The sequence below is a fragment of the Lactobacillus xylocopicola genome (assembly GCF_033096005.1).
GTDB classification, from domain to species: Bacteria; Bacillota; Bacilli; order Lactobacillales; family Lactobacillaceae; genus Lactobacillus; species Lactobacillus xylocopicola.
Genome location: NZ_AP026803.1, coordinates 1305461 through 1317272, shown reverse-complemented (window position 1 = coordinate 1317272; position 11812 = coordinate 1305461). Strand labels below are relative to the sequence as shown.

The 11812-nt window shown below is 39.2% G+C and carries 10 protein-coding genes and 1 riboswitch; of the genes, 5 read left to right on the top strand and 5 right to left on the bottom strand.

All coding sequences use genetic code 11. The features are described 5' to 3' along the window. Positions 1-67: 67 nt before the first annotated feature. Positions 68-165: riboswitch (purine riboswitch) on the bottom strand. A 70-nt stretch (positions 166-235) separates the two neighbouring features. After that, a complete protein-coding gene (locus tag R8389_RS06395) occupies positions 236-982 on the bottom strand; it encodes a hypothetical protein (protein ID WP_317637196.1) in 747 nt (248 codons plus the stop codon). A gap of 280 nt (positions 983-1262) precedes the next feature. Here R8389_RS06395 and guaA point away from each other — a divergent pair, with 280 nt between their 5' ends. The 5 genes from guaA (at position 1263) to R8389_RS06370 (ending at position 6978) form a co-directional block, all read left to right on the top strand. Continuing rightward, positions 1263-2819: a glutamine-hydrolyzing GMP synthase gene (guaA, locus tag R8389_RS06390; RefSeq protein WP_317637195.1), complete on the top strand. Its 1557-nt coding sequence runs from the start codon at positions 1263-1265 to the stop codon at positions 2817-2819. A gap of 154 nt (positions 2820-2973) precedes the next feature. Next, the gene (locus R8389_RS06385; protein ID WP_317637194.1) at positions 2974-3984 is read left to right on the top strand and encodes an SIR2 family protein; all 1011 of its coding nucleotides are present in this window, start codon (positions 2974-2976) and stop codon (positions 3982-3984) included. After that, positions 3974-5854, top strand: coding sequence for an ATP-binding protein (locus tag R8389_RS06380; protein WP_317637193.1), 1881 nt, complete (start codon positions 3974-3976; stop codon positions 5852-5854). Before R8389_RS06385 ends, R8389_RS06380 begins: the two co-directional genes overlap by 11 nt. Positions 5855-6137: 283 nt before the next feature. Next, positions 6138-6590, top strand: a complete 453-nt coding sequence (locus tag R8389_RS06375; protein ID WP_317637192.1) for a LytTR family DNA-binding domain-containing protein — start codon at positions 6138-6140, stop codon at positions 6588-6590. 1 nt (position 6591) lies between these two features. Continuing rightward, entirely contained in the window at positions 6592-6978 is a 387-nt protein-coding gene (locus tag R8389_RS06370; protein WP_317637191.1) for a DUF3021 domain-containing protein, read from the top strand. Positions 6979-7036: 58 nt separating this feature from the next. Here the strand turns inward: R8389_RS06370 and R8389_RS06365 are convergent, their stop codons facing one another. The 4 genes from R8389_RS06365 to R8389_RS06350 form a co-directional block, all read right to left on the bottom strand. After that, on the bottom strand, positions 7037-8365 hold the full coding sequence (locus tag R8389_RS06365) for a GntP family permease (protein ID WP_317637190.1): 1329 nt from the start codon (positions 8363-8365) through the stop codon (positions 7037-7039). After that, positions 8365-9678: a four-carbon acid sugar kinase family protein gene (locus R8389_RS06360; RefSeq protein ID WP_317637189.1), complete on the bottom strand. Its 1314-nt coding sequence runs from the start codon at positions 9676-9678 to the stop codon at positions 8365-8367. The genes R8389_RS06365 and R8389_RS06360 overlap by 1 nt, the downstream gene beginning before the upstream one ends. Before the next feature lie 110 nt (positions 9679-9788). After that, positions 9789-10805 (bottom strand): 4-hydroxythreonine-4-phosphate dehydrogenase PdxA, encoded by a 1017-nt coding sequence (pdxA, locus tag R8389_RS06355; RefSeq protein WP_317637188.1) that lies wholly within the window; start codon positions 10803-10805, stop codon positions 9789-9791. Positions 10806-10823: 18 nt separating this feature from the next. Next, positions 10824-11600, bottom strand: coding sequence for a DeoR/GlpR family DNA-binding transcription regulator (locus R8389_RS06350; RefSeq protein ID WP_317637187.1), 777 nt, complete (start codon positions 11598-11600; stop codon positions 10824-10826). Positions 11601-11812 lie beyond the last annotated feature (212 nt).

The window sequence follows — 11812 nt, the reverse complement described above, 5'->3', positions numbered from 1 at the left end:
TCCTCCTCAAAAAAAGACCTCTCTACCGTACTATGGTAAAGAAGCCTCTGTTAGCAGCCACTGGGCTGTTATTTGCTGGATTATCCATAGTTCAGAATTTACGGTTCTGAGTAGAAACTGCCGACCCTATCTCGGCAATATATAGATCTGTATTTACTTAATGAATGCATTCTAACACAATAAAAAGAGCTTGCGCAAGATTAAGATATATCCGTTATTTAAACTTATTCTAAAGCTATTGCTTGGGTTTACTATCGATTAATTGTTTAGCTCCCGGATATGATTTGAATTCATAGGTATATTCATGGCCGTCAAAATTTTCAAGCCATTTTTTAAAAAGCACCTGCGTCCCATTGATTTTGTATGGGATACGGTGTTTTCCTAACACAAGTTTATTTTCTGTAATGTAGTATCGTGATTCAAACTTAGGATTGTCGCTACCTAAGAGGGTCTCCATAACTGTTGAAGAATCAGCAAAGTACACTGTCACGACTCCGTCATGAACAGCATTTTGCGGTGCTTTCCCGTCGGCCATTGCTTTATCAATGGGCTCATTATCGACTAATTTTGGCTCAATTTGATATCCTTGATGAAGAATAAAATTTCTTACGATTGTTTTGTTGTCACTCTTTTTAGTTTGTCGATGATTAGAAGGGATGGATTTGGTTATGGTATGTTGAGTGGCTCGCATATTTTTCTTGATTTTTTCACCAATTGAGCTCTTTTTAGTCTTGTGGGGTTTAGTTGAAGTGATAGTAGTGCTGCTTGGAACCTGAGACTGATTAGCAGTATGCTGTTTTAAAAAAGCACCACCAATTATTGCGAGTAGTATTACTACCATGCCTTGAATTAAAAATAAGCGTAAGCGTAAAGAACGAATACGTAAATAATCATCATGCCATTTAGGGTCATTACGCCGTTCTTTGAAAAATTGATAGGTATGACGTGTTCTAGAATGCTGGCTTAGATATTTTTTGGCCATCTAAAAAACTCCTTGTATTTTGTTGAAATAAAACTAATAAAATAAGCGTAATTAATTTTACCACAATGATGTTATTTTTATCAATTCAGTATTTAAGTGAAATAGTTGTGGTTGTGACAATTGCTGAACATTAAATTTATTATAACAAAAAGGCGAATTATTCAGCTTATCGGTAGGAAATAATTCGCAAATACCTGCATTTTTGCTTAAAAGAGTTGACCAAGACAACAATTTTTATTACAGTTTAAATGATTTAGTGTTTGTTAGTAAAGGAGCTCGGATGGCAGTGAAAAATCATGTTCACGACTTTGATGAGATTATTGTTTTAGATTTTGGGAGTCAGTATAACCAACTGATTACTCGCCGCTTGCGAGATTTCGGTATTTATTCGGAATTATTGCCGCACGACATTAGCATTGAAAAGATTAAGGAAATCAGCCCCAAGGGCATCATCTTTTCTGGCGGCCCTAACAGTATCTATGCTGAGGGTGCTTTGAAGGTTGATCCGGGAATCTTTGAATTGGGAATCCCAATTCTGGGAATTTGTTACGGTATGCAGCTGATGTCATATTATCTCAATGGCGAGGTCGAGCCGGCGGACAACTCTGAATACGGTCGCGCCGATATTCAGGTTGAGGACCAAAACAGCGTGCTGTTCAGTGATCTGCCGCAAAAAGAATATGTCTGGATGAGCCATGGTGACTTAGTTAAGCAGGCGCCGGAAGGCTTTACAACGGTTGCTTCCAGCATAAACTGTCCCATTGCTGCCATTGCTAACGATAGCAAAAAGTTCTATGGCATTCAGTTCCACGCCGAAGTACGCAATACCCAATATGGCTTGGACATCTTGCGTAACTTTGCTTTCAAGGTCTGTGGTGCGCACGCTAACTGGACGATGGATGACTTCATTGGCCTGCAGGTTGCCGACATCAAAAAGACCCTCGGCGACAAAAAGGTCATCTTAGGGCTGTCTGGCGGCGTCGATTCGAGCGTCACGGCCACTCTTTTGCACAAGGCGATTGGCAATCAGCTGACCGCAATCTTTGTTGATCACGGGATGCTCCGCCAGAACGAGGGCGACGAAGTGATGGCAGCGCTAAAGCGTGACCTCGGCGTGAACATCATCCGGGTGAATGCACAAGACCGCTTCTTAGGCAAGCTTGCAGGTGTTACTGATCCGGAGCAGAAGCGTAAGATTATTGGCAAAGAATTCATTGAGGTCTTTAACGAAGAGGCGCAAAAGCTGCACAATGTGGACTTCTTGGCCCAGGGCACACTCTATACCGACGTGATTGAGAGCGGTACGAATACGGCTCAGACCATTAAGTCTCACCACAATGTTGGTGGCCTCCCCAAGGACATGCACTTCCAGCTAATCGAGCCGCTGCGCAAGCTCTTTAAGGATGAGGTGCGGGTCTTAGGCGAAAAGCTCGGCATTCCTCACGACCTAGTCTGGCGGCAGCCTTTTCCTGGTCCGGGACTCGGTATCCGGGTCCTTGGTGAAGTAACTGAAGACAAACTAGAGTTAGTCCGCAAGAGCGATGCTATTTTGCGCGCCGAAATTAAAAACGCAGGTCTTGAAGAAGAAGTCTGGCAGTACTTCACAGTGCTACCCGGCATTAAGTCGGTCGGCGTGATGGGCGATGGCCGCACCTACGACTACACCATTGGTATCCGGGCTGTGATCTCGGTTGATGGCATGACCGCCGACTTTGCCCGCCTGCCCTGGGACGTCTTGCAAAAGGTCTCAACTCGTATCAATAACGAGGTGGACCACGTCAACCGCGTCGTCTACGACATAACCAGCAAGCCACCATCAACGATTGAGTGGGAATAAAAGCATCATATGTGCAATCTGTAATTAACAGTATAAAAAAATATCCTCTATAAGCTTATATAGAGGATATTTTTATGTAATTAAGCTGTATACTTAATTACATAGATTGAAAAATAATTATACTAGAATTTAATAATTATATTAGGAGAATTATATGAGTGATGAACGAGAAAATCCCAAAAATAATATGTTGCTTAAAAAAATTAGAAGACTGGCAATTACAAAACAACTTAGTTTTTTAATTGGTTCTGGAGTGTCTTCCCCCGCAATTCCTTTGATGAAAGAAATAGAGGAAGAAGACATTGATGAACGAAATCAAAAGTTAACTGAAAAAGTTAAAAAAGTAAGCAGAGAATTGTTGGAAGAAAATTTAAACACTGATAGCGAAAAAGTCTTAAAGGACTATAAGAACTTTGTAATTACATTAATTGACATTCTTAATCTGTCAAATTCTAGACAAAGTCCTAGGACAATCAATTTATTTACCACCAATTATGATTTGTTTTTTGAAAAGGCTGCTGATGAAGCTCTTCTTGAGTACAAATTTGTATTTAATGATGGTGCTAGCGGTTATTTTGAAAGGAAACTTGATAGTTCAAATTATAATAAAACAGTATCGTATAGAGGATTGAATGATAATTATACAAACGAGATACCATCGTTAACTTTAATTAAACCACATGGATCAGTTAACTGGGAAAAAGATTCCAACAATGAAGATAGTATACTAATTAGAAATAATGTGGTCGAAAGACCAGTTACTGTTATGCCTACAGGAAATGAAGAAGAAGAGACATTTGAAAATAATCATTTCCACGAAATGTTAAGAGTTTTTCAACTAGAATTAGATAAACCACAGTCTGTTTTATTTGTTATTGGTTTTTCATTTCAAGATAAGCATATAAAGAAAATGATTAGGCGTGCTATGCAAAATCCAGAGTTGATTATATACGTGTTTGGCCATGAAGAAGGTGATAAAGATACTTATATGAAAAATTTGGGTATTTCAACTGAACCGAGTAATTTTGTTATTTTAACTCCTTGTATGTTTAATAAAGAATATAAACAAATAAATACTAACAAAAAAATGGGTAGTTTTACTTTGTCGAATTTAACAGATCTTCTTGGTAAAACAAGCTTAGAGGACTTAAAAGATGAGAAATAACAAGAAAAAATTAGGCGTGATTACGTCTGTAGACGGTAGTATATCACAAGCTGGAATGTACAGAATGTCAAATGATGCAGAGTTCATTTGGTACGGGGAGATACTGACTGGACCCAGAATAGGAGCATTCCTTACTATTAATCAAAATGATGTTAAAATCATTACAACCGTAGCAAATGAAAAAGTACTCGATCAGCAAAACTCAATTAAAAGCATCGAATTTGATAACCGATTTACGAAAAATTCTATAAACAGAATAGTTTCTTTAAAAGTTAAGGGCGTTATCGAAGATGGTGAATTTCAAATAACTAGTCAGTATGTACCAATGATTGGTAATGAGGTGACATTAACAAGTAAAGACGAGTTAAAGATTATTTATGGTGTTGAAGATAATGAGTCAACAATTGAAATTGGAAAGTCTATCTTGGAAGGACAACCTATTCGATTATCAATAAATAAATTTTTTGCTTCTCATATAGGTATATTTGGAAATACTGGAAGTGGGAAATCTAATACATTACATAAATTATATTTAGAACTTTTTAGAACAAATTTTTATAGTCAGATAAAAGAGAAATCTCAATTTTTTGTAATTGATTTTAATGGAGAGTATTCATCGCGCAAATTTGATAAAGAAAAAGAGGGGATTTTCGGAATTAATCAAAATGATAAAAAGATATTTGAGATAAACACACGTAATCCAAATAATGAAAAAAAATTACCTGTAAAAAAGGATTACCTTTTTGATGCAGATATCTTAGCAGTACTTTTCGATGCCCGTCCAGCGACACAAGTCCCCTTTTTAAGAAGTTCTATGAGAGCATTTAATAAAAAGTCAAATGATAAGAGTTTTAATTTTGGTAACTACGTTACAGGCACGCTTAAAAAAATTTTGATTTCAGGAAATTCGGGAAATCAGGATAGTTTGCAAGATTGGATAGATACTGCAAAGAAATATTATGTTGACAATGATTTATATTCTAAATTAGATAAATTGCAACAACATTCTAATGGACATTTTTATATAAAAAATAATGGTAGAGATATATATATTAATAGCGGGTCTCAAGGTGCTATGGAAGAAGAAACGCTCAAGCTTATTAAAATCCCAGAAATTGCTGAAAAGCTTACTAATTATTTTAATAATAAAAAAATCACCCCAGTCCAAAAATTGAAAGTTTTTTTAGATTTTCAAAGAGTTCATAGCACTGCATGGGGAAAAGTCAATAGAGAACATTTAAACCCTTTATTTAATAGGATTAACTCTTCTTTTGAAAGTTTAGAAAAAGTTATAGAGGTAAAAAAAGATATCATTGAAGATTATAAAATGATGAATATAATTTCGCTTGTTCATTCGAATCAGGAAATCACCCGCTTAATACCAATGTTGGTATCTAAAATGATTTACGATGAACAAAAAAACTCTGTTTCTGGTGAAAAAGTAGATAAAACTAAACATCTAATTATTGATGAAGCTCACAATATTTTAAATTCTGAGTATAAAAATAATGGTGATGATTGGCAAGATTATCGGTTATCTGTATTTGAAGAAATTATTAAAGAGGGAAGAAAATTCGGATTTTATCTTACCTTATCAAGTCAAAGACCAGCAGATATTTCGCCTACGATTCTTTCACAAGTTCATAATTATTTGATTCATCGTTTGGTTAACGAGAAAGATTTAAAAATGCTTGAAAATACTATGCCCACGTTGGATAGAAATTCATATCAAATGATTTCAAGTCTTGGGCAAGGTGAAGCAATTGTTACAGGAAATGCGATGCAAGTTCCTGTCTTTGTAAAAATTGATAAGGAAAATACATTGCATCCTACTAGTGATGACACTATGCTTACTGAATTATGGAAGTGATTTTAATATGCTCACTAGCAATAAAGACATGGGGAAGTATTGAATACCATAATTGACTCAATAACAATCTCTTTGATGGATTGAATTTAGAGTGCCTTTTTGTTTTGCTAAAATATTTCATAGTTAAAAGTAAAACTTTTGATAGGCCAAATTCAACCACTTGTAGAAAAGCAGGCTACAAATCGAGGTAATTCCTGTATTCTTATTAAAGAACTAAGGAAGGAGGACTCTTGGACAAGGATGTCGCGCGCCATGCTGACAACTAACAAAGAGCAATAGCAAAATGAAAATCAATTTTCACGTTGATCCAGCTTTAAAGCAAGATGAAGTTGAGGTCGACGTCAGAGCAGTAAAAGATACTGAAACAGTAGATAGACTACTTAAGTATTTAAACGACTTTGGTAAAAGTGAACGCATACTTTTGCCGATTAAGACGGCTGATCGAATAGTTACGGTAAAATGTGCTGATATAGTTAAAATTGAAGTTCAGTCGACTAGTTTAACTTATTCGACTACAAGCGGAGTCCTAAAAAGTACAGGTCGACTGTATCAAGTCTTGGCGAGTGTAAATGACAATTTCATTCAAGTATCGCGCCATGCTGCTATTAATTTAACTTATCTTGAAGCAATTGAAGTGGGCTTTGCTGGTAACATGGTTGCCAGCCTGAAACATAATCTAAAAGCCGATGTATCGCGCCATTATTTGCCAGAGTTAGAAAGAAAGCTGGGCCTTTAAAATGAAATTATTCAATAGATGTTTAGATTATTTTCTAATCGGTGTAGCATTTGGCGCAATTGCTTATCTGCTGATCTTAACCTTCGCTTATGGCGGTATTGCGCCCACCCCTAAAGGCGTGCTTTCTGTTTTAACGCTTTCGGGATTGATGGGTTTGGTATCAATGATTTTTATTTCGGATATCACGTTTACCCTTGCACTGCTTATTCATTTGCTCGGGATTTTTCTGCTTTTTGCGGTAATGATGATGATTAATAGCTGGCCGATCAATCTGTGGTCATTAGGTATCTTCCTAGTAACTTACCTAGTTATTTGGTTGATCTGTATCCTGGATCAGAGAAGATCGGTTAAGCAAATTAATGCGCGTATCAAAAAAAGAAATAAGTAAAGAACTCCACCAAAAAGCACTGATTTTAAAATCAGTGCTTTTTAACATCGCGGTACTTTTAAATAAAGACATTCAAGATTAATAATTCAATTCCACCGATCAACCAACAGACGGTAGTTGGCACCGACCAATTCATCATTTGTTCCTTGGTCGATGTGGCCCCAATAGAATCATTGATTGCCCAGAAGTAGCTGTCGTTGAAGTAGGAGAAGACCATTGCTCCGACGCAGGCTGCAATATTGGCTAAGATAGGGTTGATGCCCAGCGTTGCAACCATCGGAGCGGTGATTGAGGCGGTCGTAAAAATGGCCACGGTTCCGGATCCTTGGATTATGCGCAGCAGACTGGCAATAATGAATGGTACTAGGATTGCTGGTAGACCAGTGTGAGCAATACCCTTAGCAATAATGTTGCCGGCACCACTCTCATTAACGACATTACCTAGTGCTCCACCTGCGGCAATCAAGACCAAGGTCTTGCCACCGTTGACGATTCCATCATCAAGTGCTGCAGCAACCTTTTTGCGATCAACCCCGTGCAGGAGGGTAAGGACACCAATTAATAGTCCTAAACCTAGGGCAACAACAGGCGAACCAACGAATTGGATGGTACTGCTGAGGGTGCCGTTCATAGGTGTGGTTTTCAGGGCACCAGCCAATAAAATTAAGACAATGGGAATTAAGATTGGCATAATCGATAAGGTAAATGATGGCTCTTTGGCATCAGCTGTATTCTCTAGTGCACTTTCATCAGCGTCTTCAGCCACTCGGTGGTACTTCTTACCAATCCACTTAGCGTAGAAGTTGACGAAGATAATCATCGGAATACCAACCAGAAAACCCAAAATCATGTTACCGGAAATGTTGGCATTAAATAGGGCCGCACCACCAAGTGGTCCAGATGCTGGTGGCACCAACTCATGACTCCAAAGTAAGCCGCCAGCAAGACCAATCCCAAGCGCTGAAATGCTAGTTCCAGTCCGCTTAGAAATATCTTTAGCCAGGGGGAAGAGCATCAAGAAAGCGGGCACACAGAAGATGGCCAGTGAGGTTACAAAACCGGTCAAGATCATGGCTAAGACTTCGTGGCCCTTGCCTAGCACTGCGACGAACTTTTTGCCCATAGCAGCTGTTGCACCTGAGACTTCCAGGACTTTGCCAATCATTACTCCGAAGGCAATTAAGATTCCCAGGCTGGCCATTGTGTTACCAAAACCCGTTTTTAAGGCATCGACCGTTTTGATGGGGCTTAAGCCGCCCAAAATCCCGGTCAGTAAGCCGCCGATAATTAATGCAGTAAAAGCATTTAGGTTAGATTTAACGAGGAGTAGCACTAGGACAATAATTGATATTACCAGGGCCACAACCATTTGTGTTGTACTGCTCATTATTTTTTCTCCTCAACAAATGTATTTGAAATCTTCGTCGATAGGTAGTTGGCACACTCGACCAAGGTGGTCTTGTCACCAATTAAGCCACCCTTAGTGATTACCGGCATGTTGTCAAGGCGTCCCCCCATCACTCTACCGTACACTGCTAGCGGAATAATTTCGTCTTTGATTTCGATTCCTTGCGCTTTATTCTGTTCCAAAAAGGCCTTAGTGATGTCGCCGCCAGAGGTATAAACGCCGCCAATTTTATTTTGGCTTTGGTCAACAATTTGAGCGCCAATTTCGGCCATTGACTCGCAGATCAAGTTGGAAGCTGCCGCAACGGATAATCCCGCAGCGCGTGCTTCTTTTTTCAAGTCTAGCTTATCCTTCTTTTGAATCATGGTCGCAATCAAGAAGTGGGCATTGCTTTCAAGGTTCTCTACGACACTGGCAACTGCCCGGGCAATTTCATCGTTACGCTGGTCTTCATACAGAAACTTGCGCGCATTAGGCTGAAAAATGAAGGGGTCAAGTGCCGCCTTGAACTGGGCAATCTGCTCTGCGACAATGCCACTTACACTGCCGATGACATAAAGGGATTTTTTCTTTTCTTTATAGCTTTGCGGAGTATTAAGGTCCTTCATCAAAGAGTTGGTAAAGGGGCCAGGATCAACCGAAATAAACGGCACCTCTGCACCAATTACTGCGGCGGCAATGGTATCAATATCTGCCTCGGTACATGCGTCAAACATGATGACTCTGGCACCGTTGGTAATCAGCGCCTTAATGGTACTCTTGACCGAGTCGACGCCCTCAAGGATACTCTCCATGGAAATAATGCCGATACTCTTGGAACTTTGTTTTTGCAAAATTTCGGCAACGCGCGAATTGGTTACGGGACTGGTGGGGTCGTTCTTGGCATCGGTTTGCTCCAGCATTACGCCATCTACCAACTCGAAGTTACCGACCACAATTTTGCCTGAACTCGGAAAAGCCGGAACGACCATCGCAGTATAGTTGTCGCCCAGAGCATCCAGCATACCATCGATTTCAGCGCCCAGGTTGCCTCTGAGGGTCGAATCAATCCGCTTATTATAGAAGCGCACATTTTTATTTTTTAGCTTTTCGGTATAGTCATATACTTTTTGATAGGCTACTTGCGGTTCGTCACCGCGGCTGTCAGTGTGAAAGCCTAAAGCGTCATAATCGCGATATTGCTCGACTTTGTCCAGAGTATCAATCGAACCGACTTTTAAGCCATTTTTTGCTAACAATGAATTAGAAACATTTGCTCCAGTTAAATCATCAGCGACAATTATTAATTTCATCTAATCACCTTCTATTTTAGTTATCGTTCAATAAGCACAAAAGCGCTTACAAAAATCCGGTAAAATTTAGACAGCATAAATACGTGCTGTCTAAACTGGAATAATTTTGCTTAATTGTTCTTTTCTTTAGCTCTTCTAAAGTCACCTGCATAGACTGCAGCTAACCTGATGGCCTCATCTAGACTCTTTTCACGGGCAATGCCTTGACCAGCAATGTCAAAGGCAGTTCCGTGGTCTACTGAAGTTCTTAAGTAGGGCAGGTTATGGGTAAAGGAAACCGTCAAATCCGGATCGACTGTCTTGGTAGCGATGTGGCCTTGATCGTGGTATAAGGACAGCACACCATCGAACTTGCCCATGTTAGCCTGATAAAAGACGGAATCGGCGGCAATCGGCCCGGAAACGTTAATACCAGCAGCTTGTAATTCTTTGATTGCTGGGGTGATGTACTTGATTTCTTCATCACCAAACAGTCCGCCGTCGCCGGCATGGGGATTTAAGCCCGCAACCGCAACGTGAGGATTTTCAATGCCCATGGTCCCAAGGGCATCAATCATCAAGTGCACGTAATTCTTAATTCCGTCTTTGGTAATTAAGTCACAAGCCTTGCGCAAGGCCAGGTGTTTTGAGTAGAAAAAGACGCGCATATTCTGAACTTGGAACATGGTCAACGGATCTGTAATGCCTGTCAATTTTGCTAGAATATCGGTATGACCAAGGGTAGTAATGCCAGCCTGTTGCAGTGCTTCCTTATTTAGAGTGGTGGTCACCATTGCTGCCACCCCATCATGCATGCACAAGTCGTTGGCTTTTTCAATATATTCATATGCAGCTTGACCGCATTGGGCCTGGACTTTGCCATACTCAAAGGTATTCATATCAATATTGTCAAGGTCAATTAAGTTGAGTACGCCTGCGCGGTAATCACCTTCTGCAGGGGCATTAATCACATTAATCTTAATATCAGATTTAACAATCTTGCTGATGTTTTCCAGGATGCGCTTGTCACCAACCACTAAAACTTTGGCATTTTGGTGTATTTCTGGTTTACTCAGCGACTTAACTACTTCTTCGGGCCCAATTCCTGCGGGGTCACCCATAGTAATAACGATGTATTCTCTTTCCATAACTAATTCCTCCATTAATCAGGCAATTAAAAACTTGTCTGCTAGCTTTTGTGGTTGACCTACAAGGAATTTTTTAAAGCCCTGGTCGGTTACCACATAATCAACTTCATCAACAGCTAAAAAGTTAATAAAGCGTGATTTTTTGTATTTTGAGCTATCTGCCAGGATTACTCCCAGTGAAGCATTCTTAAAAGCGACTTCTTTTATTTTTGCCTTTGACTCTGATCCGGTTTGAAAATTTTTAAGTGAAAAAGTATCGCATCCAATAAAGGACAAATCGAAATTAAACTTAGTTAGTTCAGTAACAGTGTTGACGCTATCCGATGAATTCGTTTTGGTGGACAGTTTTCCACCAACGAAGTAAACATTTTCTGCGCCGTCGCTTAACAGTTTTAATGCGATATTTAAGTCGATTGTGACCAACTTTAAGCCGGCAATATTTTTTAAATATTTAATCAGGCAGTGGGTGGTCGATCCGGCATCAAGAAAAATGGTCATATCCGCTTTGACAAAAGAAGCTGCATATTGAGCAATTTGATCTTTTTGCTCGATAAATTCACTCTTTTTGACTTTATACGGTTTATCCGTTACCGAAAGCGAGAGATCAATCGCTCCGCCAAAGGTTCGCTTGAGTAACCCGGCTTTTTCCATTTCAGACAGATCCTTTCGAATCGTAACTTCGGATACTTTCAACCTGTTTGCCAGATCCAAAACTTTGACCTGTTTCTGATCCTTAATAAGTTGATTGATGTAGTTGCGTCGTTCTTCACTATACATTTTCTTACCTTCGTTCATGAACAATTTCTAATATAGCACTGCTTTCGAAAAGTTTCAATACTTTTCAATTAATTTTGTTTTATCTATTAAGAGCCTTTTATTAGTTTCATTATCTTTTGAATTTTTTTAGCATGTTGATTGTTAGTTTAAATTAGTGAAAGTTCAAAATGAGTTTGAAAGTAAAGCCTTAGATTTAGTTAATTATACAGTTGATTTGGGGATTTGCTTAA